Annotated in this window: 21 protein-coding genes and 2 tRNA genes; 17 read left to right on the forward strand and 6 right to left on the reverse strand. The window is 41.6% G+C overall.

Annotation, left to right across the window (positions count from 1 at the left end; translation table 11 throughout):
* Positions 1–79 precede the first annotated feature (79 nt).
* Positions 80–1,027, forward strand: a complete 948-nt coding sequence (locus tag IAE19_RS01200; protein WP_200459118.1) for a cation diffusion facilitator family transporter — start codon at positions 80–82, stop codon at positions 1,025–1,027.
* A 33-nt stretch (positions 1,028–1,060) separates the two neighbouring features.
* Here the strand turns inward: IAE19_RS01200 and IAE19_RS01205 are convergent, their stop codons facing one another.
* From IAE19_RS01205 to IAE19_RS01225, 5 genes are all read right to left on the reverse strand, one after another.
* Positions 1,061–1,399, reverse strand: a complete 339-nt coding sequence (locus IAE19_RS01205; RefSeq protein ID WP_200459119.1) for a zinc-ribbon domain-containing protein — start codon at positions 1,397–1,399, stop codon at positions 1,061–1,063.
* A 98-nt stretch (positions 1,400–1,497) separates the two neighbouring features.
* A tRNA-Glu gene (locus IAE19_RS01210) sits at positions 1,498–1,573 on the reverse strand.
* A 25-nt stretch (positions 1,574–1,598) separates the two neighbouring features.
* Positions 1,599–1,674: transfer RNA gene (locus IAE19_RS01215), tRNA-Ala, on the reverse strand.
* A gap of 57 nt (positions 1,675–1,731) precedes the next feature.
* Positions 1,732–3,240: a glutamate--tRNA ligase gene (gene gltX / locus IAE19_RS01220; protein WP_200459364.1), complete on the reverse strand. Its 1,509-nt coding sequence runs from the start codon at positions 3,238–3,240 to the stop codon at positions 1,732–1,734.
* Positions 3,241–3,364: 124 nt separating this feature from the next.
* Positions 3,365–3,658: a DUF4179 domain-containing protein gene (locus IAE19_RS01225; RefSeq protein WP_200459120.1), complete on the reverse strand. Its 294-nt coding sequence runs from the start codon at positions 3,656–3,658 to the stop codon at positions 3,365–3,367.
* A gap of 386 nt (positions 3,659–4,044) precedes the next feature.
* Between IAE19_RS01225 and IAE19_RS01230 the strand changes: the two genes are divergently transcribed.
* From IAE19_RS01230 to IAE19_RS01265, 8 genes are all read left to right on the forward strand, one after another.
* Positions 4,045–5,049, forward strand: a complete 1,005-nt coding sequence (locus IAE19_RS01230; protein WP_200459121.1) for a sulfate ABC transporter substrate-binding protein — start codon at positions 4,045–4,047, stop codon at positions 5,047–5,049.
* A 265-nt stretch (positions 5,050–5,314) separates the two neighbouring features.
* Entirely contained in the window at positions 5,315–6,226 is a 912-nt protein-coding gene (gene rsmH / locus IAE19_RS01235) for a 16S rRNA (cytosine(1402)-N(4))-methyltransferase RsmH (protein WP_200459122.1), read from the forward strand.
* Between the two features lie 11 nt (positions 6,227–6,237).
* Positions 6,238–6,570 (forward strand): cell division protein FtsL, encoded by a 333-nt coding sequence (ftsL, locus tag IAE19_RS01240; protein WP_200459365.1) that lies wholly within the window; start codon positions 6,238–6,240, stop codon positions 6,568–6,570.
* Between the two features lie 10 nt (positions 6,571–6,580).
* Positions 6,581–8,407, forward strand: a complete 1,827-nt coding sequence (gene ftsI, locus IAE19_RS01245; RefSeq protein WP_200459123.1) for a penicillin-binding protein PBP3 — start codon at positions 6,581–6,583, stop codon at positions 8,405–8,407.
* 12 nt (positions 8,408–8,419) lie between these two features.
* On the forward strand, positions 8,420–9,919 hold the full coding sequence (locus tag IAE19_RS01250) for a UDP-N-acetylmuramoyl-L-alanyl-D-glutamate--2,6-diaminopimelate ligase (protein WP_200459124.1): 1,500 nt from the start codon (positions 8,420–8,422) through the stop codon (positions 9,917–9,919).
* A 10-nt stretch (positions 9,920–9,929) separates the two neighbouring features.
* Positions 9,930–11,336: a UDP-N-acetylmuramoyl-tripeptide--D-alanyl-D-alanine ligase gene (locus IAE19_RS01255; protein WP_200459125.1), complete on the forward strand. Its 1,407-nt coding sequence runs from the start codon at positions 9,930–9,932 to the stop codon at positions 11,334–11,336.
* Positions 11,337–12,455 carry a phospho-N-acetylmuramoyl-pentapeptide-transferase gene (mraY, locus tag IAE19_RS01260; RefSeq protein WP_200459126.1) on the forward strand — a complete coding sequence of 373 codons (1,119 nt, stop codon included), beginning with the start codon at positions 11,337–11,339 and terminating at the stop codon, positions 12,453–12,455.
* 56 nt (positions 12,456–12,511) lie between these two features.
* Positions 12,512–13,315: a putative RNA methyltransferase gene (locus IAE19_RS01265; RefSeq protein ID WP_200459127.1), complete on the forward strand. Its 804-nt coding sequence runs from the start codon at positions 12,512–12,514 to the stop codon at positions 13,313–13,315.
* A gap of 52 nt (positions 13,316–13,367) precedes the next feature.
* On the opposite strand, the gene ponA is transcribed toward IAE19_RS01265, so the two are convergent.
* On the reverse strand, positions 13,368–15,938 hold the full coding sequence (ponA, locus tag IAE19_RS01270) for a penicillin-binding protein PBP1a (protein ID WP_200459128.1): 2,571 nt from the start codon (positions 15,936–15,938) through the stop codon (positions 13,368–13,370).
* Between the two features lie 163 nt (positions 15,939–16,101).
* On the opposite strand from ponA, the gene IAE19_RS01275 reads away from it, so the two are divergent.
* From IAE19_RS01275 to IAE19_RS01310, 8 genes are all read left to right on the forward strand, one after another.
* A complete protein-coding gene (locus IAE19_RS01275; RefSeq protein ID WP_200459129.1) occupies positions 16,102–17,160 on the forward strand; it encodes a pilus assembly protein PilM in 1,059 nt (352 codons plus the stop codon).
* A complete protein-coding gene (locus IAE19_RS01280) occupies positions 17,160–17,798 on the forward strand; it encodes a PilN domain-containing protein (protein ID WP_200459130.1) in 639 nt (212 codons plus the stop codon). Before IAE19_RS01275 ends, IAE19_RS01280 begins: the two co-directional genes overlap by 1 nt.
* Positions 17,795–18,508 (forward strand): type 4a pilus biogenesis protein PilO, encoded by a 714-nt coding sequence (locus tag IAE19_RS01285; protein WP_200459131.1) that lies wholly within the window; start codon positions 17,795–17,797, stop codon positions 18,506–18,508. Before IAE19_RS01280 ends, IAE19_RS01285 begins: the two co-directional genes overlap by 4 nt.
* Entirely contained in the window at positions 18,508–19,032 is a 525-nt protein-coding gene (locus IAE19_RS01290) for a pilus assembly protein PilP (RefSeq protein WP_200459132.1), read from the forward strand. The genes IAE19_RS01285 and IAE19_RS01290 overlap by 1 nt, the downstream gene beginning before the upstream one ends.
* 62 nt (positions 19,033–19,094) lie before the next feature.
* Complete coding sequence (locus IAE19_RS01295; RefSeq protein WP_200459366.1) at positions 19,095–21,230, forward strand: type IV pilus secretin PilQ; 2,136 nt, start codon at positions 19,095–19,097, stop codon at positions 21,228–21,230.
* Between the two features lie 36 nt (positions 21,231–21,266).
* Complete coding sequence (gene aroK, locus IAE19_RS01300) at positions 21,267–21,809, forward strand: shikimate kinase AroK (RefSeq protein WP_200459133.1); 543 nt, start codon at positions 21,267–21,269, stop codon at positions 21,807–21,809.
* A 32-nt stretch (positions 21,810–21,841) separates the two neighbouring features.
* Complete coding sequence (gene aroB, locus IAE19_RS01305) at positions 21,842–22,924, forward strand: 3-dehydroquinate synthase (protein ID WP_200459134.1); 1,083 nt, start codon at positions 21,842–21,844, stop codon at positions 22,922–22,924.
* A 13-nt stretch (positions 22,925–22,937) separates the two neighbouring features.
* Positions 22,938–23,789, forward strand: a complete 852-nt coding sequence (locus tag IAE19_RS01310; protein ID WP_200459135.1) for a hypothetical protein — start codon at positions 22,938–22,940, stop codon at positions 23,787–23,789.
* The last annotated feature ends 12 nt before the right edge of the window (positions 23,790–23,801 follow it).

Raw genomic sequence — 23,801 nt, forward strand, 5'->3', positions numbered from 1 at the left:
AGTGATGCCTGAAGATAGCACATCAAAAAATAACAGGCTGCACTCAGAGTGGAGCATTTTGAAAAATAAGGAGTGACGCATGAGTGAACATCATGGGCATGACCATAGTCATGCCGTCGTGACGGAAGAAAATGCAAAAAAACTCACCATTGCTCTGGCACTGACGATCACATTTTTGATCGTCGAAGTAATAGCAGGGTTTATCACTCAAAGTCTGGCGTTATTGTCTGATGCTGCGCATATGTTTACTGATGCTGCTGCACTTGCTATTGCATTGGCTGCCATCAAAGTGGCTAAACGACCTGCCGACGATAAACGTACCTTTGGCTATCAGCGTTTTGAAATCTTAGCTGCATTATTTAATGCTTCTATGCTGTTTATGGTAGCAATTTATATTTTATTTGAAGCTTATCAGCGTTTTACTCATCCGCCCGAAATCCAGAGTGTGGGGATGATGATAGTGGCAATCATTGGGCTAATCATTAACTTGATTTCTATGAAGATTTTAGTGTCGAGTGCGCAAGATAGTCTAAATGTTAAAGGTGCTTATCTGGAAGTTTTAAGTGATGCTCTGGGTTCGGTAGGGGTGATCATTGGGGCTATTATTATCTACTTTACCCAATGGTATTGGGTCGATACGATTATTGCGGTTTTGATTGGGTTTTGGGTACTACCAAGAACATGGATATTATTGAAACAAAGTATCAATATTTTGCTGGAAGGTGTACCAGAGGAAATTGATATTGAACAATTACGCAATGATTTATTAGCGCTGGAGGGTGTAGAAAGTATTCACCAACTAAAGGTTTGGGCGATTACTTCAAAGAATGTTCATCTCACCGTACACTTATTTGCACCGCAAGCGGATCGTAATCAACTATATCGTAATGCCTATGAAATGCTATCGCATCAACACGGAATTTCTGAAATTACCTTACAGATTGAAGAAGATGAGTGTATTGTGCATGAGCATGAAGATAGTACGGGACATCATCATAAACATGAAACCCAGAGCCATTCACATTAAAATGGCTCTTAAGCTATCTTAGCCAAAATTGAATTAAATTTGCCACTCGTGATGGCATTCGCGGCATTTCCAGTTTTTTTGCGATTGCATGAATGCCTGCATACTGAGTTTAAAGTTAGGCAGATCACGCCAGAACATGAGGCCTGCACCTGCCGCAACCACGAAAACGACCACAGTTGCAATCTGTAGTTTTGGGCCTGCACCGCTACCAAAAATCCACATGCCGATACTCATCAGCACTAGAAATAATAAAATGAAAATAGCAGGCAGTAAAATCACTAAACTTTTGGGAATCACTGGACGAGCCGAAGTTCCACCTTGCCCGACAGGCATAATTTTAACACTTTGACATTTTGGGCAACGGTACTGCATAAATGCTCCAGAATCCTATTTTTCTCTATTTTAACCAAGAGTTGCTAAAATAAAAATAATAAAAAAGCCGCTGTCTGTGCAGCGGCTTTTTAGAAATTTGGCGTCCCTACGGGGATTCGAACCCCGGTTACCGCCGTGAAAGGGCGATGTCCTAGGCCTCTAGACGATAGGGACTTATGAGGCAACACACTCTGAGATCTGGTGGAGCCAAGCGGGATCGAACCGCTGACCTCTACAATGCCATTGTAGCGCTCTACCAACTGAGCTATGACCCCAGTCTGTGTGAGCGCCATATTAGGGGTATTGTGTGAATGCGTCAATAAAAAAATTAATTATGCTTCATCAACTGCATCATTTTTCGGCAATTTTAATGATTCATTGAGCTTTTCCCAAACTTTGAGCTCTTTTTTACTTGGTGCCCCCACAATTTCAAGAGCGCGACGTAAACGAGCAAAGGTTAAATCTGGTCCAATCGTAACCATAGATTGCATGACAGGAGTTGAACTGGTTGAACCTGCAATCGCAATAAAGAATGCGGGCATAAAGTCACGTAATTTAACGTCCATTTGATTGGCCAAATCCATCAAAATCTGGCTAACCGTGTCATTATTCCACGCGAATTGGCTCTCTAGACGCCAGATGGCAAACTGAAGACTTTGGCGGACTTGTTCTTGCGTCAGTTTTTTGCTCTCAAACATCTCTGCCGTAATATTTGGCATATGATTGAAATAAAAACCAGCCCAATTTACCGCCTCTGAAAGTAAATGAATCCGTGGTTGAATTGCAGCAGCAATGTCTTCTAGCGTTTTGCGATCATTTTTCCACGCTAATAAACGATCAAGCAGTTGTCCCGGAGTGAGGGATTTAATCCATTGACCATTGAGCCAGTTAAGTTTTTCTACATCAAAAATAGGTCCACCCAAAGACACACGTTGAATATCAAAATGTTTGATCATTTCATCTAAAGTAAAAACTTCACGTTCATCTGGCATTGACCAGCCCATACGTCCCAAATAGTTAAGTAAGGCTTCTGGCAATACGCCGATATCACGATAATAATTAATCGAGGTCGGATTTTTACGTTTGGATAATTTGGATTTGTCAGGATTGCGCAGTAATGGCATGTGACAAAGTACTGGCATTTCCCAACCGAAATATTGATATAACAATTGATGTTTTGGTGCCGATGGCAACCATTCTTCACCCCTTAATACATGGGTAATTTCCATCAAATGGTCATCGACGACATTGGCCAGATGATAGGTCGGTAAACCATCAGTTTTTAGTAGGACTTGCATATCTACCTGTGCCCATGGAATTTCCACTTCGCCACGTAATAAGTCATTGAAACGACAAATACCGTCTTCAGGCACTTTCATGCGAATAACGTGCGGTTCTCCTGCTGCCAGACGGCTTGCAACTTCTTCTTGCGAAAGTTTTAAACCACGACCATCATATTTTGGTGTTTCGCCACGCGCCATTTGTTCTGCACGCATTTGATCGAGTTCTTCTGCTGTAGCAAAACAATAAAAAGCATGACCTTTTTCAATCAGATCCAACGCATATTGCTTATAAATTCCCATCCGTTCTGATTGGCGATAGGGCGCATGTGGACCACCAATATCTGGACCTTCAGCCCAATTCAAGCCTAACCAACGTAGAGAGTCCAAAATCATTTTTTCTGATTCGGGAGTAGAACGAAGCTGATCGGTATCTTCAATACGTAGAATAAATTCGCCCCCATGTTGTTTAGCAAAACAAAGATTAAACAAGGCAATATAAGCGGTTCCCACATGTGGAAAACCTGTAGGAGATGGGGCAATACGCGTACGAACTTTCATCATTTAAAAATAAAATCAAAAAAGGAATTGGGCTTAGTATAACGGAAAAAGTCTGACGTCTTGACCATTATTTAAGTCAAAACTTGCCAGACTTTTTGTGAATTTTAATCAGCAATACGAAGAATTAAGACGTATGCGATTGAAAAAATGACTGTACAAAACGTGAGAAACGTTGATGTTGAGTTGCAAAGAAATTTTGGCTTGGTGCAACGCGGATGGTGTTTAGCATTTTAAGTTCATCATCTGTCGTCGGTAACGAGGATAGATTACGTTTTTGTTGATCCAATGCTTTTTCAATCAATACATTTTTTTCACTGGGTTTGATTTGAGTGTCTTTAATAACTGCGGCAGTGCTTATCTGAGAAAAAAGTCCCAAACTTAAACTTAAACCAATGACTTTAACTAACTGCATCTTCATGCAAATATCCCCCAGCATGTGTCTTTTTTTATCGCTGAACCACAAGTCTACAATAAAATGTAAACTAAAATAATTACTATTCAGCTATAAATATACAATAAAAATGCGTCTTATGTCACACTTTTTACAAAAATATAAAAAATATCAGTCAAGATGTTCCTTCATAGATACTTAATGCTACAACATCCTTCTTTTAACAAATCAATATGGATAAAGCATGAAGACATTTTAAAAATGTAAACTTCTTAAATATCAATTTGTATAAAATATAGTGTTATGAAGTTTAGCATAAAATGCGATATGTTTCTGAATATATTATATAAGTATTTGATTGTAAAAATTTTATATTAAAATATAGTGAATAAAAATAATGTTAAGAGAAGGTTATGAATAAGATTTTATCCACAGTATTACTGGCATGGTTGGGGACAAGTGCAAGCGTGGCTTATGCGGCGACTTCTTTTTTAAATGTGTCTTATGATCCAACTCGTGAATTTTATCAGGAATATAATAAAAGCTTTGGTGAATATTGGAAAAAACGCACGGGACAAGATGTTGATTTTAAACAATCACATGGGGGATCAGGTAAACAGGCACGTGCTGTAATTGACGGGTTGCAGGCCGATGTTGTGACGTTGGCATTGGCCAATGACATTGATGAAATTGCCAATGCGGGCTTAATTAAAAAAAACTGGCAAAAAGAGTTTCCAAATAATTCAGCACCTTACACTTCCACCATCGTTTTTTTGGTACGCAAGGGTAACCCTAAGCAAATTAAAGATTGGAATGATTTGACTAAGCCCGGTGTTGAGATTATTACGCCGAACCCAAAAACAGGTGGCGCGCCACGTTGGATTTATTTAGCTGCGTGGGGATATGCGCTAAAACAACCTGGTGGCAATGATGCCAAAGCGCGTGAGTTGGTGAAAAAGCTCTATCACAATGTCAAAGTGCTAGATTCGGGGGCACGTGGTTCCCTGACTACCTTTGCAGAACGCGGCATTGGTGATGTATTGTTGTCATGGGAGAACGAAGCTTTACTGGCGACGCAGCAAGGTTTAGGTAAAGATCAATATGAAATTGTTTATCCTTCCATTTCTATTTTAGCCGAACCTTCTGTCGCGATTGTCGATAAAACCGTAGATAAAGACGGTAACCGTACTTTAGCAAAAGGGTATTTGAATTATTTATATTCACCCCTGGGTCAGGATCTGGCTGCAAAATACAATTTTAGACCACGTGATGCCAAAGCAGCAGCCAAATATGCGGGCAAGTTTCCAAAAATTAAACTATTCACCATTGGTGATGTGTTTGGCGGATGGGCTAAGGCGCAAAAGACTCATTTTGTAAATGGTGCAATTTATGATCAAATTTCAGCTGAGAAACCTTAACTTCAAGCTGCGATTTGATGTACAAAACCAATCTGGTTATAGATGATCAGATTGGTTTTTTATGTGATAAAAATAATTTCCAAAAAATTAGAACTCTTGATCATAATAAAAAGCAGTGGTTATTGTTTATTTGGTTCGAACATTGGCAAATAAAATGGTTTTGTCGATGCAAAATAATAATTCCCAACAAAAAGTCGTTTGGAGCTTTATCAAAACAAGGTAATAATGTGCAGTTAAATTTTTAGCTTTTAATGATCTTGTCCTTATGTCACATATTTCCGTTTTACTTCATGAAACTGTGGATGCTTTACTGGCTGAACGTAACACGGGAATTTATGTAGATGGCACTTTTGGTCGCGGTGGTCATACGCGAAATTTGCTAGATCGACTGGATGCTGATGCACGAGTTTATGCTTTTGATAAAGACCCTCAAGCTTTAGCCGTTGCTCATGAATTAGCGCAAACGGATTCCCGCTTTCAGATTATTCATGCCAGTTTTGCTGATCTGCAAAATGAACTGAATAAAATTGGAATTATGCAGGTGGATGGGATCATGGCAGATCTGGGCGTATCTTCGCCACAGTTGGATCAGGCAGAACGAGGTTTCAGTTTTATGCAGGATGGCCCGTTAGATATGCGCATGGACAATTCGCAGGGACAAACCGCAGCAGAATGGTTACTTGATATTAAAGAAGAAGACTTGGCCAATATTATTTATCAATATGGTGAAGAGCGATATAGTCGTCGTTTGGCCAAAGTGATTAAACAGGCAGGGTATATTGAAACTACGGGTCAATTGGCTGAATTGGTGAAAACTGCGCACCCCAAATGGGAAAAACATAAACATCCTGCAACGCGAACTTTTCAAGCCATTCGAATTGCAATAAATAAAGAGCTAGAAGATATTGAAATCTTTTTACCTCAAGCGGTAGAGTTGTTAAAACCGAAAGGCCGCTTAGCAGTGATTAGTTTTCATTCGCTGGAAGATCGTTTAATTAAGCAGTTTATTCAAAAAGAATCAACTTTGGCAGAGGATACAGGCTGGGGATTGCCTCAACAGCAAGTAGATACACGACGTTTAAAGAAAATTGCGCGACTACGTGCCAGTGAAGAAGAAGTAAAATCCAATCCACGCTCACGCAGTGCATGGCTTAGGGTTGCCGAACGATTAGTATGAAAAGGCAAATAATGGAAGCAGAAGATCAAACACCATCCGCAAATAAAACGACTTTTAGAAGAGTAGTTACTTATGCAATCTTAATCATTTTGGTGTTTATTAGTGCCATGATGGTGGTATTTCAGGTATTTGAATATCGTCATGATTATCGTGATTTAAGTACCTATATGCGTGAGAAAGACGATCTCAATGCGGAATGGGGACGTCTACTGATTGAGCAGCAAACCTTTGGTGCGACCGCTCAAATTGGAACACGTGCCGTAACACAATTACGGATGTTTTCTCCTCCTGCTGCACAAACCGTAGTAATTTCATTACCCATGACTCCAGAGCAAAAAAAGTAAGGCATGCTGTATGGTAGATAAGCGAATTAAGCAAACACGAAAAAAACAGCAGTCCATTACTGAAAAGCCAACACTTGCTTTTGATATGTGGCGTTTTTATTTGCTTTGGGGCACGGTACTTTTATGCTTTGTGGTGTTGGTAGCGCGGGCATTTTATGTGCAGGTGGTTAATAAAGACTTTTTGCAAAACAAAGCCAATGCCAATATCTTGCGTACCGAACAGTTAAAATCGATGCGCGGTGTCATTAGTGATCGGCATGGTGTGCCACTCGCGATTAGTACCCCCATTATGAATGTGGTGATTGATCCGCGGGACTACTTTGAAGCCAAAAAGCAATTTGACGAAATTACTGCAAAAATCAAGCAAGAACCTGAAAATGCACGTCGTTTAAGAAGAGAATTACCCGATAAAAACTTAAATCTGGATGAATTAGCAGATGTTGTGGGTATTGATCGAGCAAGCTTAAAGAAAATGATGAATGACCGTCCTCGTTCACGTTATCTGGTACTGAAAAAAGAAGTACCGCCACAGCAGACCGATATCATTTTGAAGCGTAATTTTCAGGGCGTTTATACTGAAAAGAATTACAAACGCTATTATCCACAACCTCAACCAAATGCCCAGATTATTGGATTGACCAATAATGATGGCAAAGGGATTGAAGGGCTGGAAATGCAGCTCAATAAACAACTGTCAGGTATTGACGGTGAGCAAAAAATTATTCGGGATAAGCACGGTAATCGCCTCAAAATTTCCGAAGTGATTAAAGAAGTTCAGCCAGGTGAAAACGTCACTTTAAGTATCGACTCACGTTTACAATACATTATGTATCGCGAATTAACTGCTGCTGGCGTGGCTAACAATGCACGCTCTGCATCAGCGATTGCAGTTGATGTTAAAACGGGTGAAATTCTGGCGATGAGCAGTTGGCCATCCTATAACCCAAATGATAAAAATGGCCTGTCTAACAAAGATGCCATGCGTAACCGTGGTGCGATTGACATGTTTGAGCCGGGCTCAACCATGAAGCCGTTTACCATTTCTGCTGCATTAGAAACAGGACAATACACTCCAAATAGTATTGTGAATACATCACCGGGTTCAATGAAACTGGGTTGGCATACCATTCGTGATACGCATAATTACGGTACATTAACTGTTAGCGGCGTGATTATTAAATCCTCTAACGTAGGTTCTGCCAAAATTGCACTGTCTTTACCAAAAGATACCTTACCTACTTTTTTCCGCCGTGTTGGATTTGGACAGCGTTCAGCAGTTAAGTTTCCAGGCGAAAGTGGAGGCTTATTACTACCTGCCAATCGTTTAAATCCTTCACAATTGGGGACTATGGCTTATGGCTACGGCTTGAATGCGACGATTTTGCAGGTAGCACAGGGTTATGCGATGCTTGCTAATCATGGGATGAAAATGCCTCTTAGCTTGCGCAAATTGGATGAAGCTCCTAAAGGTGAACAAGTGCTTTCACCTAAAATTGCTGATGAAGTCCTATTGATGTTAGAGCAAGTGACCATGCCGGGTGGCACGGCGCGACAAGCCAATATTCCAGGCTATCGTGTAGGGGGTAAAACAGGAACAGCGCACAAATTACGTGCAGATGGGAAGGGCTATTCCAATAGTGAATATCGAGCTTTATTTGCTGGAGTTGCACCCGTCAGTGATCCTCGTCTGGCGATCATTGTGGTCGTGGAAAACCCGCAGGGTCGTTATTATGGCGGTCTGGTGGCGGCCCCCGTGTTTGCCAAAATTATGCAGGAATCATTACGTCTCATGAATGTGCCGTTGGATAAGCCACTTGATACTCCAGCCATTCAGTAATTAAGGTGAATCATGTCAATTTCTTTTCAAGATATTTATACAAAAGCACTGGACGCTGAATGGTTAAGACAGCCATTTTCTGGATTTAATCTGGATAGTCGCAAGGTGCAAGCAGGGGAAATTTTTATTGCGCTGAAAAGTTATTCTCAGCCAGAAAAAACACGGGGTTTTGCACAAAAAGCACTTGAATCTGGCGCATTAGGTGTGATTAGTGAGCAGGCTTTGGGGCTGGGCAATGAATGGGTCTGTCCAGATGTGCGTCTGCAAATGGGACAATGGCAACGTGACTATTTGCAAAAAACTGATCCAGTAAATGCCGCCCATATTCTTGCGGTGACTGGCACCAACGGTAAAACCACGATTTCACGTTTGATGGCAGAATTGATTAATCTGCAACAACAACGTTGTGCAGTGTTTGGCACCACGGGCAATGGTATTTTGCCACATCTTAATCCTTCAACACATACCACGCTGGATGCTTTGCAACTGCAAACCTTATTACATGCTTATGCTAAGCAAGGTGCAGTTTTTGCTTCACTGGAAGCCAGCTCACATGGTCTGGAGCAGGGGCGTTTAAAGGGTTGTGAGATTGAAATTGCAGTGTATTCAAACTTAAGTCGTGACCATCTGGATTATCATGGCACTTTACACGCTTATGCTGAAGCAAAATCAAAACTATTTGCATTTGAACAACTCAAGGTCGCAGTGATCAATCTGGATGATGATTATGCCGATTTAATGCTAGAAGTAGCAAAAAATAATCCAGCGCAGCCGAAGATTTATACCTATTCCTTACATAATCAAGACGCAGACTATTGGGTGCAAACGGTTGATTATCAACTGCAAGGTGCACAAATCCAATTGTATAGTCCGCACGGTATTTTTGAAATTCAAAGCCCATTTTTAGGACAATTCAACGTAGAAAATCTGATTGCCAGTTTGATTGCGGTTGAAGCAGCAGGTTTTGATCTGGCCAGACTGATTGAAACAGTTCCTAGGCTTCAAGGTGCACCGGGGCGTATGCAAGTAATTCGTGATGGTGAACGGTTATTCGTGGTGGATTATGCACATACTCCTGATGCCCTAACTCAAGTATTGACTACGTTGAAACGCCATACCCGCCATCAGCTTTGGGCTGTATTTGGTTGTGGTGGTGATCGTGATCGTGGTAAGCGTCCCTTGATGACGCAGGCAGCGCTACAAGATGCCAATCTGGTCATTTTAACTTCAGATAATCCTCGGACTGAAGATCCAGCACAAATTTTTGCAGATATGCGTCAGGGCATTGATTTTAGCTTGCATGATACTTTTGAGATTCATGATCGTCGTGAAGCGATCAAATTTGCGGTTCATGAAGCCAAAAATGGTGATATTGTGGTGATTGCGGGTAAAGGGCACGAAAATTATCAGGAAATTGATGGGGTGCGGCATTGGTTTGATGACGTCGTAGAGGTTCGGGCTGCAATCGATGCACAATCCCATTCAGTCCACAGCGCGTATCCAGCACAATAGGTTTACTTTTATGCATACATCGACGACTAGTACTGTAGAGCTGACCCCATGGACGATAGAACAGTTGCAACAGGCAACTCAGGGTGATTGGTATCAGGGTAAACTTCCTGCGCAACCTATTAAAAGAATATTGACAGATTCGCGTCATGCTGAATTTGGTGATGCATTTTTGGCATTGAAAGGTGAGCGTTTTGATGCGCATGATTTTGTTGCACAAGTAGCTAAAAATGGTTGCCAGGTTGTGATTGTAGAACATCCTCTGGATGTTGATATTGCCCAGCTTATTGTGCCTGATACTCGTCTGGCGCTTGGTCATTTAGGAGCATATCGTCGTGCCCAATATCCAGAATTAAAAGTCATTGCCTTGACAGGTAGTAGTGGAAAAACCACGACCAAAGAAATGTTAGGCAGTATTTTGGGACAACTTGCACCCACGCTAGTAACACGTGGCAATCTAAATAATGATTTGGGTGTACCGATGATGTTGCTTGAGCTCAAACCTGAACATCAATATGCAGTCATGGAATTGGGCGCAAGCCATCAGGGTGAAATTGATTACACTTCCAATCTGGTGCAGCCACAGGTGGCAGGTATTCTAAATATCGGGACTGCGCATTTGGGTGAATTTGGTGGACGTGAAGGGATTTGCCGCGCCAAATCAGAAATTTATACGCATATTGCCAAAAATGGTACTTCCATTATCCCAGCGGAAGATGATTTTACCCCTCAAATTCGTCAAGCTGTCAAAACGACGCAACAGCTTTCTTTTGGTGCTGGTGGCGAGGTGTTTGCCTCCCATATTCAACTCAATGCACAATCGAGTGAATTTGAGTTACATACCCCACAGGGTGTGGTACAGATTTATCTGCCCTTTGCAGGAGTGCATAATGTGCATAATGCAACTGCGGCGGCAGCCTTTTCACTTGCCATTGGTATCGAGCTTGATGATATTGTCTCGGGCCTTGAACATGCGAAAGGGGCGAAAGGTCGTTTGAACTTCATCCAGCAACAACAGTATTTATGGATTGATGATACCTATAACGCCAATCCTACTTCCATGCGTGCTGCGGCTGAGGTCTTAGCTCAGCAAACAGGATTTAAAGTCATGGTCATGGGAGATATTGGTGAACTGGGTGATGCCAGTACACAGGAACATCATGATCTGGGGTGCGATCTGGTCAATTACAATCTGGATGTAATTGTCGCAGTCGGTGAGTTTGCTCAAGCTGCCCTAGAGGGTGCTGCAAAAAGTCGCAATGCCTCAAAATTGAAAGCATTTTCAACTCAGGCAGATGCACTTGCTTTTTTAATTAATTTAATTCAACAACATCAACCCGAGTCAATGAGTTTCCTGTTTAAGGGCTCTCGTTATACCCATATGGAAACGTTGATGGCAGATTTGATGGAGAAATTTTAAATGCTGTTATGGCTATTTGAACATCTTGCGGGCTATAACAGTTCGTTTCAGGTGGTTCGATATTTAACCCTACGTTCTTTACTCAGCATATTGACTGCACTGGCGATTGGCTGGTTACTTGGCCCTGTGATGATTCGTAAATTACAGGCACTCAAATATGGTCAGGCAGTCAGTTCATATGCTCCTGAAAACCATGCCAAGAAAATGGGCACGCCGACCATGGGTGGCGTACTTATTCTATTGTCGATTGGGATCAGCACGTTACTTTGGGCAGATTTATCTAATCCTTATGTCTGGATTGTACTCGGTGTAATGGTGGTTTTTGGGGCAGTGGGCTGGGCAGATGACTGGATTAAAATCCGTTATAAAGACAATGCGGGTTTGCCTGCGCGTAAAAAGTTTTTCTGGACATCACTGGCTTCAATCGGAGCGGGTATTGCGTTATATGTGATTGCGATTCATCAACCGAATCCGATTCATACGGCCAATATGCTGGATTTGTTGATTCCATTTTTCAAGAATCTTTCTATTCCATTGTCTGCTGTGCCCTTAGGTATTGCATTTATTATTTTCACTTATTTAGTCATTAATGGTGCATCTAATGCGGTCAACCTGACTGACGGTCTGGATGGCTTGGCGATTATGCCGATTGTGATGGTTGCAGCAGGCTTGGGAGTTTTTGCTTACTTGGCTGGTGACATTCGTTTTGCTAACTACTTGCATATTCCTTACGTCAAATATACGTCTGAATTGGTGGTGATCTGTTCTGCAATGGTGGGGGCTGGTCTTGCATTTTTGTGGTACAACGCTCATCCTGCACAAGTGTTTATGGGTGATGTGGGTGCATTAGCGCTTGGGGCAATGCTAGGTACTATTGCGGTAATGGTACGTCAGGAAATCGTTTTTGCAATTATGGGGGGGGTTTTTGTTATGGAAGCCATCTCTGTATTTCTGCAAATTGGTTCCTTGCGCATGAGAAATAAGCGCGTTTTTTTGATGGCGCCATTGCATCATCACTATGAAAAACAGGGCTGGAAAGAAACTCAGGTAGTAATTCGTTTCTGGATTATCACTATTATGCTAGTAGTTTTGGGTCTAATGACTCTAAAATTACGTTAAGCTAAAAATATTCCGAAAAGCCAGCTTTGCTGGCTTTTTTTATATGAGAGAGAATCATGAATGTGTTGATGTGTCCTGTGTGCCGTCAGGTTTTGAAATTGGTACAGCGTACATGGCGATGTGAACAGGGACATAGTTATGATCTGGCCAAACAGGGTTATGTCAACTTGCATGTAGTTCAGCACAAACATAGTAAAACACCTGGGGATACACCTGAATCTGTATTGGCACGCCGTCTATTTTTATCAGAAGGTTTTTATCAGCCTTTACGTGATGCAGTCGTGGCTCAATTACAGCAGCTTCAACTTGATACGTTGCTAGACATTGGCTGTGGTGAAGGATATTACACCTCTGCGATGCAACAACAAGTAAAGCAATGTATTGGGCTGGATATTGCAAAAGCGGCTGTGCAACGCGCAGCTAAACTTAATCCTCACGTGACATGGGTTGTTGGGACAGGTGCGACCTTGCCTGTAGTCGATCAAAGTATTGATATTTGTAGCAGTTTATTTAGTCCTATTCCTAAAGATGAAATTAAAAGAGTCTTAAAGCCACAGGGCTATTTGTTGGTCGTAACACCTGCACCTGAACATTTGTATGCGATGCGCGAGGCTTTATTTGATGAAGTCAAACCTCATCAACCGAACAAGTTTGTTGAGCAGTTACAGTCCGATTTTGTGCTGGTGCTGCAACAACATATTGAGAGTCAGTTTATTTTGAATCAGGATCAATTGAAAAATCTGGTTGCTATGACGCCTTATGCGTATAAAGCCAAGCCTGAAAAAAGACAACAGTTGGAGCAACGAGCAGAGTTTCAGCTTATAGCGCATTTTCAGATGTATCTTTTCCAAAAGAAATAGAGCCATCTCGAAGGATGGCTTAAGTGGAGTGTGCTGAGGTTTTTAAGACCAGTTAAGTGACCTGATGGATTAAGCCTTCAAGCGCATCTCGTTTAGCTGGTTCAGGGCGTTTCGGTTGATTTTGCTGATTTTGATTAAGAGTTGGGGGAGCCTGTTCAGAGGGGATTAGAATTTCTTCGCCAGGCAAATCGGCAAAATCGTTATCAGATTTCGGTGCAGGCGCTACAGGAGCTGGCACATATAATGGACGTGCTAACGGGGGGGACGTGCGGTCTGTGCTACTCTTACTATTATTTTCTTGAAGACTTGGTTGTTCACGAGAAATAGGAGCTTTGGCATTCTTATCAAACTGAACCCATGAAGATGCAGTCCCTTGTAAGGATTTATCCATAAAATTGATCCAGATTGGGAGTGCTGCAATACCGCCGTATTCGCGTCGACCTAATGTGGTCGGACGGTCAAAGCCAACCCAAGCTACAGAAACCAGTTTTCCATTAAAACCAGCAAACCAAGCATCTTTTGCATCGTTGGTTGTACCCGTTTTACCCCCTAAATCATCACGTCCGATTTTTAGTGCGGCACGTCCTGTACCGTGCTGAATTACATCACGCAAAATATTAGCCATATCATAGGCGGAACTGGATTTTAAAATACGTTGTGCTTGTCGGTAGTCACCTGAATTGTTTGCAGTAACGGGTTGTGATGCAGCATTCGTTGCATCTGCCTGAATGCTCTGATTGGTCACTTCAATCACTTCATCATCTGGGGTCTGAACTTTTTGTTCATCTGTAACGGTATTTTCAGTTTCATTAATGCATGAAATACACGCGTATTCAGGTTTTGCCTCAAAAATAACTTTACCGTAAGCATCTTCAATACGGCTGATAAAGTAAGGCTGAACACGATAGCCACCATTCGCAAAAGTGGCATAACCTGTCGCCATCTGAACAGGTAACACCTGTGGTGTACCCAATGCGATGGTGAAGTTTCGAGGAATCTGATTTTCCTGTAAACCGAAGTCCATAAGTAGTTGTCGAGCGCGTTCAATTCCAACACTTTGCAACAAGCGTACAGAAACCGTATTTCGAGATAAATATAAGGCACGACGTAATGGAATCATCCCTAAATAACGACCATCTGAGTTTCTAGGCGACCAACGTCCAATGGTAATTGGACTATCGTTTACCATGGTATAAGGCGTCATTCCACGTTCTAAAGCCAACGCATAAATAAATGGTTTGATGGTTGAGCCAGGTTGACGCCAGCCCTGCAAAGTACGGTTAAATTTGGATTGATAAAAATTATATCCCCCAACGATGGCCTGAATTGCTCCATCATTTGGATTTAGTGCAATTAGTTGTCCTTGGACATGGGGAATTTGTACTAATGCCCACGAGGTTTTTTCGGCATTTGGACGTAACCGAACAATATCTTTAACCTTAACGATCTGTGAGGCGTTACTTGGAGCACCTCCTACGCTATTGGCATTGCGATAAGGTCTTGCCCATGACATTCCAGACCACGGTACGGTGACAGTCGAACCATCCTGCATCAGGGCTTCAAAAGTGGAATTGTTGACTTTAGTGACCTGAGCTGGGTAAGTGTTAGCATAAGCCATGAATGAACTTAAGGGCTTGTCATGTGCTTCTGCACCGCGCCAGCCATGACGTCGATCATAAGCCTCTAATCCATCCTGCACTGCCTGTTCAGCATAAGCCTGACGTTTACTATCAATGGTTGTATAAACTTTATATCCAGAATCGATGGCTTGTTCACCAAATTTTTCTACCAGTTCAGAACGTACCATTTCACCGACATAGGGAAAACGATTGGTAAGTCCACGGTCTGGCATATCGAGTTTAATCGGTTCAGCTACAGCAGTTTGATACTGGGCCTGCGTGATATAACCCAATTGCAGCATTCGCCCTAAAATCCAGTTACGACGTTCCAAGGCCCGTTCAGGATTGGCTACAGGGTTAAAACGTGAAGGTGCTTTGGGTAAACCTGCGAGCATTGCCATTTCTGCAATACTGAGTTGATCTAGAGTTTTGTTATAATAAATTTTTGCTGCAGCCGCGATGCCATACGCATTTTTACCCAGAAAAATTTTATTGACATATAGCGTCAAAATTTCTTCTTTACTAAGATTCTGTTCGATTTTTCGTGCCAGAAAAATTTCGGTCAACTTACGTTTTAAAGTGCGTTCCGAGCTTAAATAGTAATTTTTTGCCACTTGCATGGTAATGGTGGAACCACCAGTTTGTACGTCTGAACCAGTAATTGTTTCACTTACCGCACGTCCTAGACCTTTAAAGCTGATACCACTGTGTTCAAAAAATGAAGAATCTTCTGCTGCAAGAAATGCATGAATAAACGTGGGTGGAATCTGATCATATTCCACAGGTACAGAAAGTTTGCCGCCATATTCTGAAATTAGCTCATTATCTGACGTATAAACTTGCAGTGGTTTAAGTAAAGGCGCTTTTTTTAAAGAGCTCATTTCAGGCAGGGATGGCGCAATATAGAGATACATGCCATAAAAACCCATTGGAATTGAGACTAATATAATGATAAGTACCAAAAAAAATGGATGAACATGACCTGAACTGGATAGCTTTTTCATAACAAGTAAGTTTTAATAAGAGCTAATAGCAAACGAATTGATGGTCAGTATATCCTTTAGACATGCGGATTGTTAGATGCCTTATTGTATCCGTATAAAATTAAAGACCGAGATCAGCTTGTTGTTTTGTTTGGGGATAAAAAAATAATAGGATAATGCTATCGTGCGCAGGTTATATCGTAAACCAAATAAGGGGTTAGTAGGGGTCGATATTAGTTCGACTTCTGTTAAGTTATTAGAACTCTCTGTAAAAAACGGTCGCTATTGGGTGGAAAGCTATGCCTTGATACCCTTACAAGAAAATAGCGTGGTCGAGAAGAATATTCTCAATCCAGAGGCAGTAGGGGATGCGTTGGAGCGAGTCATTAACTTGGCCAATCCACAATCGACCAATGCTGCCATCGCGATTCCAACGTCAATGGTGATCCATAAGATCATCGAGATGGATGCGGACATGACGGATGATGAGCGTGAAGTTCAAATTCGTATGGATGCAGAGCAATATATTCCTTTCCCACTGGATGAAGTCAGTCTGGATTTTGAAGTTCTGCCTGATCGTTTGGCAAATCCTGCTCGAGTCAATGTCCTACTGGTCGCTACACGTACTGAAAACGTGGAGACGCGAGTGGAAGTACTAGAGCTTGCAGATTTAACTCCTAAAGTTGCTGATGTTGAAAGTTATGCAATGGAAAGAGCATTTGGTGTTTTTGCCGATACATTACCGATGGGCGTCAATACCGTTGGTATTTTAGACATCGGACATACCATGACCACACTTTCAGTGATGCAACATGGCAAGATTATTTATACTCGTGAGCAGGTTTTTGGTGGGAAACAACTCACTCAGGATGTCCAGACACGTTATGGGTTATCTTTTGAGGAAGCAGGGCGTGCTAAAAAAGAACGTTCCTTACCAGATGATTTCGATACCGAAGTTCTGGAACCTTTCCTAGAAGCTTTGGTCCAACAAGCAGCACGATCTTTACAATTTTTCTTTTCTTCCTCTCAGTTCAATGAAATTGATCATATTTTATTGGCGGGTGGGAATGCCAATATTCCAGGTTTGGCAAAACTTCTACAGCAAAAATTAGGTTATCGCGTTACGACAGCCAACCCATTCCTACAAATGGGTTTCTCTCCTCAGGTTGATATTAAAAAAATTGAAAATGATGCCTCTTCTTTAATGGTGGCATGCGGTCTGGCATTGAGGAGTTTTGATTAATGGCAAAGATTAATTTACTCCCTTGGCGTGATGAGCTAAGAGAGCAGCGCAAGAAACAATTTATTGCATTCAGTGCTGCTGTTGCAGTGCTTGGGGTGGTTGCTGTGGTATTGGCTTGGTTGTTTTACGATCATAAGCTTAATGATCAGGAACAGGCCAATCAATTGATTGTGAGTACCAATCAAAATCTGGATACTCAACTAAAATCATTGGATGGCTTACAAGAACGCCGAAACGCAATCGTGGAAAGAATGAAGCTGATTCAGGGATTGGAAGGGCAACGTCCAGTAACTGTACGCCTTATTGATGAATTGGTAAGGGTCACACCAAGTAATATGTACCTGACCAAATTCACACGTGCGGGTGATAAATTTACCATCGAAGGTAAGGCTGAAAGTCCAAATACTGTCGCAGAATTATTGCGCAATTTAGAGGCATCTCCTTGGTATCGTAATGCTTTTATGAACTCATTTTTGGCAGCAGATGACAAAAAGGATCAAACTCAAAGCTCTGTAGTACCACGTGTAGAAGAAAGTTATGGTACTTTTGTCGTGACAACGGATCTGGGGGAAATTGGGGCGCCAGTTACGGAAGATAATAACAATCAACAAGGTTCAAATACGGGGGCAGCACAATGAGTCGTGATGAATTCAATGAACTGGATCCTGAAGTTGCTGCGCCAAAGAAAAAGAAGTTAACGCTAGAAAAATTCTTTCAGCAGTTTAATACGCTGGATATGAGTAATTATGGAAGCTGGCCGCTTTCTGTCAAAATTACCTGCTGGATTTTTATTTTCTTTGCGGTGTGTGCTTTAGGTTATTTTCTAGCTATTAAGCCGAAGCTTGATGCCATTTCAACTGCACAGGCACAGGAACAAAATCTACTGAATGAGTTTCGCGAGAAAGATTCTAAATTACGTAATTTGCAACAATATCAAGTTCAGTTGCAGGAAATGGAATCTAACTTTAATCAACAATTGGCTCAACTTCCCAAAGAAACAGAAATTCCAAGTCTAGTTGAAGATATCAATATGACGGGTGTAAATTCTGGGCTGAAATTTAAAAATATTCGTCTGGAAAATGAAGTTAAACAAGAGTTTTTTATTGAGCAGCCCATTTCGATTGATGCGACAGGGGATTACCATGCATTTGGTGCTTTTGCGAGTGCTATTGCAGCATTACCTCGTATTGTAACTTTGCATGACTTTGTGATTGAAGGTAAGCAAGTTAAAGAAAAAGCTGATATTCCTGAAATTAGTTATTCGGTCAAAGCAAAAACCTATCGATACATTGGTGCGGATGAACAAGCTGGGGGCGCTTCTGCTCCAGTTGCAGCGGGGGCTAAATAATGAAAAAACATTATATCGTCATGACAATGCTGTGCTGTGGCTTAGTAGGATGTGATTCACGTATTGATGCAGTCAATGAGCAGATGGCTGCAATTCGTAATCAGCCGCCTATACCAATTGAACCAGCACCAGTGTTTACACCTGTGCCCACATTCGCTTATGCAGCCATGCAGCTCAAGAGCCCATTTTTACCAAGCTCATTGGCAGCTGAACTTAGGATTATGGCGGGGAAGCGCGTTTATCCGAACTTTAACCGTCAGCCACAGCCGCTTGAAAGTTATGCGCTCGAATCTTTAAATATGAAAGGTAGTCTGCGCAGTAATAATGGACAGATTCTTGCATTGATTCAGACGCCTGATGGGCAAGTGGAGAGAGTTCAGGTGGGCAGTTATATGGGGATGAATCAAGGGCGCATTGTAAATATCAGTCCAACACAAATTGATTTGGTTGAAATTGTACCAGATGGTCGTGAAGGCTATGTAGAGCGACCACGTACATTGGTTCTGATTGGGCCTGAGCCTTAAGTATTAAAGGAATAACAATGAAAAAGGGTTTAAAAAAATTTCTGATTGGGGATGGTGAATCAATGAATCATGCAGTTCGACAATTTTCAATGGGGACCGTTGCATTTGCAATCATGCAAGTTGCCAATGCACAGGTCAGTATTACCAATATTGTGCCCATGAATATCGCAGGACAGGGAACGGAAATCCGTGTAATGTTCAATGGCTTGCCACCGCAACCACAAGCTTATCAAATGGAACAGCCATCCAGACTGATTCTAGATTTTGATCAGGCGCAGCAAAATCTAAAGCAAAACAACATCGCTGTAGCGACGAATGAGGCCAGTAGTGTGGATGTTATGTCTGACGCACAACGTTCACGTTTAACCGTAAATTTAAAAGATGCGGGCGCGTTTACGACACGTGTTGAAGGCAACACTTTTGTTTTAAAAATTAATAGTGCTCAACAAACTATGACGCCTGCTGCTATTGGTATGCCACCCGTTGCTGCTAGTACCCAACAGGGGGTTTCAAATATCGGTTTTCAGCGTGGTTCACAGGGTGAAGGTCAAGTTGTGATTGATCTGCTTGGGAGTAGTACACCCGTAGATGTGCAGCAACAAGGCAGTAAAATTGTTGTGCGTATGCTGGGAAATAAAATCCCGACAAATCTGGCAAGACGTCTGAATGTAAATGATTTTGCTACGCCCGTTGCGAGTGTTGATGCCTATAATGAAGGCGGAAGTGGGGTGATAGTGGTGCAATCATCTGGTAGCTATGAATATATGGCATATCAGGCAGAAAATAAATTAACTTTGAGCCTAAAGCGTCCTGAAGATCGTAATCAACTACACACACGTTCTGCACCTAATTATAGCGGTAAAAAAATCTCTCTAGATTTTCAGGATATCGAAGTGCGCCGTGTGCTTCAGTTATTAGCTGATTTTACAGATATTAATATGGTTACGGCTGATTCAGTGCAAGGGAATATCACCTTGCGCTTGAAGGATGTGCCTTGGGATCAGGCACTGGATATTATCTTAAAAACTAAAAATCTGGATAAACGTCGTAATGGTAATGTAATCTGGATTGCGCCTGTAACTGAGTTAACCAAAGCTGAAGAAGAAGAAGCCAAGGCTATTGCACAAAGTGTGAAACTCGCACCTTTACAAACTGAATATATTCAGCTCAGTTATGCCAAGGCGGCAGATATTGAAAAATTGATGACTCAGGGTAAAAATAGTTCAACGTCAGGCTCCTCGAGTTCAGGTGGTTCAGAACCGCTTGGGGATAGTGTTGGAAGTCTATTAAGTCCGCGAGGCACGGTTTCCATTGATCCGCGAACCAATACTTTAATTGTTAATGATACCGCACAAAAAATTGATCAGATTCGTAAAATGATTGATTTGCTTGATGTACGAGTCAAACAAGTGATGATCGAAGCTCGCATTGTGAGAGCCACCACTTCTTTTACTAAGGAAATGGGGGTGAAATGGGGCATTCTTTCACAAGGGATCAATACGAACAATGATTTGTTGGTCGGAGGAAGTGACACGACGCTTTGGAACTTACGTGAACCAGATGATGATGGTAAGTATACTATTGAGCGTCCAGATAACCTGAATGTAGATTTGGGCGTAACATCCGCGGGTGCAAGTAAAATTGCGTTTAGCTTAATTAGTTTGTCTGATTTTATGCTGGATTTAGAGCTATCTGCGTTACAGGCTGATGGTTATGGTGAGGTGATTTCAACGCCGAAAGTGATGACCGCAGATAAACAGACCGCTAAAGTTGCAACAGGTCAGGAAGTTCCTTATCAGTCCACCACTAACTCTGCAGCAGGTTCAACAGCAACCACCTCATTCAAAGAAGCTTTGTTAAGTTTGGAAGTTACGCCAAGTATTACGCCTGATGGCAAGATTCAGATGCAATTGAATATTGCAAAAGATTCAATTGCTGGTGAAGCACCGAATGGAGAGCTTATTTTGAATAAAAACACCATTAACACCAATGTCTTAGTGGATAATGGCGAGACTGTGATTCTAGGGGGTGTTTTTGAGCAAACGACCTTGAATAGTCAAACTAAGGTACCTTTCTTGGGTGATCTACCTTGGGTTGGGCGTTTATTTAGAAAAGACTCAAAGTCTGATGATAAACAAGAATTATTGATCTTTGTGACACCAAGAATTGTTAATGACACTCAGGTGAGAAATCAGTAATATAAGTTTAATTCAAGTTATACAATAGGTGACTCCTTGCTAGGCAAAGAGTTTAAAGCTCTACCAAATATCTATTTGGTAGGGCCGATGGGAGCAGGAAAAACAACAGTAGGACGGCATCTGGCTGAGCTTCTGGGACGTGAGTTTCTGGATAGTGATCATGAAATTGAACGTAAAACGGGGGCCAGTATTCCGTGGATATTTGAAAAAGAAGGCGAAGTTGGTTTTCGTTCGCGGGAAAAAACTGTCATTAATGAGTTAACTCAACGCAGGCAACTGGTAGTTGCAACGGGTGGTGGGGCAGTTACTCAAGCTGAAAATCGTGAATATCTAAACAAACGTGGAATTGTTATTTATCTCTATACGCCTGTTGAATTACAATTACAGCGTACCTATCGAGACAAAAATCGCCCTTTATTACAGGTTGAAAATCCAGAGCAAAAACTCAAAGATTTACTTCAAATTCGTGATCCTTTATATCGTGAAGTTGCGCATTATGTGATAGAAACACATCAAGGCGCTGCACGGGAATTGGCACAGCATATTTTGCGTGTGATTTTGGCAGAAGAATTACACTAAGTTATTTATTTTATTATTGGCATTAAAGTTTCATGCAAACACTTCATGTAGAACTCGGTGATCGTCGTTATCCTATTTTTATTGGCAGTCAATTAGATCCAAAAGCATTGCTAGCACCTTATATAAAAGGACAGCAAGTTATGATTGTCACCAATACAACATTGCAACAACTTTATTTATCTCATTATGTTCGTGATTTAGAATCTTTAGGTAAAAAAGTGGCGACCTGTGTACTGCCTGATGGTGAAAAATATAAAAATCTTGAAAATTTAAATCTGATTTTTAATGCCTTACTTGAAGCGGGTTTCAATCGTGATTGTACCGTATTGGCTTTAGGTGGTGGGGTGATCGGGGATATGTCTGGTTTTGCATCGGCTTGTTTTCAGCGCGGTGTTTATTTTATTCAGGTGCCAACAACATTACTTTCCCAAGTAGATTCTAGTGTAGGTGGAAAAACAGGGATTAATCATCCACTAGGCAAAAATATGATCGGGGCTTTTAAACAGCCTGAGGTTGTAATGGCGGATATGGCCCAACTGAGTACCTTGCCTGCGCGTGAGCTATCTGCTGGATTGGCTGAGGTCATTAAATATGCGCTACTTGGTGACGTTGAATTCTTGGCATGGCTTGAACAACATATGGAAGGTTTGCTCGCAGGAGATGAAACGCTATTAGCTCAAGCGGTTTATCGTTCTTGTGCACATAAAGCAAGAATCGTGGCCAATGATGAAAAAGAGCAGGGTGAGCGAGCGCTTTTAAATCTCGGACATACGTTTGGTCATGCGATCGAATCGTATCTAGGCTATGGTGAGTGGTTACATGGTGAGGCTGTAGCAACTGGAATGGTGATGGCTGCAGATTTATCTCAACGAATGGGATGGATCTCATTAGAGGATTTACAACGTACAAAAAACATCATTCAACGAGCAAAATTGCCGATATCATGTCCGAAAATTCCATTAGATGAGTTTTTATCTTATATGTCGCATGATAAAAAGGTTTTGAATGGGCAGCTAAGATTGGTACTTTTGAAACAGTTGGGTCAAGCTGTGATTACCAAAGATTTCGATGTCGAAAAAATGAAGCAGGCTATTTTGGAAAATCAAGCAGAGTGAGATTAGGTGTAAAATGACGGTATCACGTACGCTTTGGCAGAATATTCAGCATTATAGTTGGCTGGTACTTGGTGCTATCTGTTTATTGCTGGCATTGATCTTTTGGGCAATTACCAGTTCAGATAAAGTGGTGCAGGTCGAAAAGCAAGATATTGCAGAGACACAGACACAAATTCAGCCTCAGAAAGTGACTGCAACCACTAATTTGGGTACTTTGTCTGATGAGGTGCGACCTTTGGATCTAACCATGCGTGTGATTACCGCTGGAAATCATGAAGCTGAGTTTCGTGGCACTAAATTCATGCAAGAAAATCAGAGAAATATGACGATTGAGTTGTTTCGTTCTTCTGATGAAAATATCATTAAAAATTATCTAAAAAGTCAGACTGATCGTAAGAATTTTATTTATTTCCGTCTAAGTGGTGAAAATCAGGAAGAGCAATATGTTTTAGCTTATGGAATATTTAATCGTCAAGCCGAAGCGCAGACTCAACTTTCACAATTAAACTTAAAATTACCAGCATCGGTTCACCCTCAAGTGGTTTCTTTGGCAAATTATATGCCCTTAGTGAATGATTTAGGCACTGAGGAAATCAAAGGAAGTGCGGGACAGCTATATAGTGTCAATTTAAGAAATGCCCCTATTCCCGTTGCACCAGCGCCAGTTCCTGTGCCAAATTTAGATACCTCTATGGCGACGACCTCAACTACAGTCACCCGACGAGATGATCAAGGCAACGTGGTGGATGTGCAACGACAGTCGAATACGGTCGTACCTCCTTCATCAGCTGCAACAAATGCGCCTAATGCTGAAAATAAACCTGTGCGAAATGTCGAACGAGAGATCAGTGATCCCTTTAATTAATTTATGCACCTT

Origin of the sequence: Acinetobacter sp. S40 (assembly GCF_016624705.1) — a bacterium.
Classification (GTDB): Bacteria; Pseudomonadota; Gammaproteobacteria; order Pseudomonadales; family Moraxellaceae; genus Acinetobacter.

Coding starts and splice junctions, on each gene's coding strand:
- IAE19_RS01200 (WP_200459118.1), top strand. CDS start 80: ATGAGTGAACATCATGGGCATGACCATAGTCATGCCGTCGTGACGGAA.
- IAE19_RS01225 (WP_200459120.1), bottom strand. CDS start 3,658: ATGAAGATGCAGTTAGTTAAAGTCATTGGTTTAAGTTTAAGTTTGGGA.
- IAE19_RS01280 (WP_200459130.1), top strand. CDS start 17,160: ATGGCAAAGATTAATTTACTCCCTTGGCGTGATGAGCTAAGAGAGCAG.
- IAE19_RS01265 (WP_200459127.1), top strand. CDS start 12,512: ATGAATGTGTTGATGTGTCCTGTGTGCCGTCAGGTTTTGAAATTGGTA.
- IAE19_RS01290 (WP_200459132.1), top strand. CDS start 18,508: ATGAAAAAACATTATATCGTCATGACAATGCTGTGCTGTGGCTTAGTA.
- IAE19_RS01285 (WP_200459131.1), top strand. CDS start 17,795: ATGAGTCGTGATGAATTCAATGAACTGGATCCTGAAGTTGCTGCGCCA.
- aroB (WP_200459134.1), top strand. CDS start 21,842: ATGCAAACACTTCATGTAGAACTCGGTGATCGTCGTTATCCTATTTTT.
- ponA (WP_200459128.1), bottom strand. CDS start 15,938: ATGAAAAAGCTATCCAGTTCAGGTCATGTTCATCCATTTTTTTTGGTA.
- ftsI (WP_200459123.1), top strand. CDS start 6,581: ATGGTAGATAAGCGAATTAAGCAAACACGAAAAAAACAGCAGTCCATT.
- IAE19_RS01250 (WP_200459124.1), top strand. CDS start 8,420: ATGTCAATTTCTTTTCAAGATATTTATACAAAAGCACTGGACGCTGAA.
- IAE19_RS01310 (WP_200459135.1), top strand. CDS start 22,938: ATGACGGTATCACGTACGCTTTGGCAGAATATTCAGCATTATAGTTGG.
- IAE19_RS01230 (WP_200459121.1), top strand. CDS start 4,045: ATGAATAAGATTTTATCCACAGTATTACTGGCATGGTTGGGGACAAGT.
- rsmH (WP_200459122.1), top strand. CDS start 5,315: ATGTCACATATTTCCGTTTTACTTCATGAAACTGTGGATGCTTTACTG.
- mraY (WP_200459126.1), top strand. CDS start 11,337: ATGCTGTTATGGCTATTTGAACATCTTGCGGGCTATAACAGTTCGTTT.
- gltX (WP_200459364.1), bottom strand. CDS start 3,240: ATGAAAGTTCGTACGCGTATTGCCCCATCTCCTACAGGTTTTCCACAT.
- IAE19_RS01205 (WP_200459119.1), bottom strand. CDS start 1,399: ATGCAGTACCGTTGCCCAAAATGTCAAAGTGTTAAAATTATGCCTGTC.
- ftsL (WP_200459365.1), top strand. CDS start 6,238: ATGGAAGCAGAAGATCAAACACCATCCGCAAATAAAACGACTTTTAGA.
- IAE19_RS01295 (WP_200459366.1), top strand. CDS start 19,095: ATGAATCATGCAGTTCGACAATTTTCAATGGGGACCGTTGCATTTGCA.
- IAE19_RS01255 (WP_200459125.1), top strand. CDS start 9,930: ATGCATACATCGACGACTAGTACTGTAGAGCTGACCCCATGGACGATA.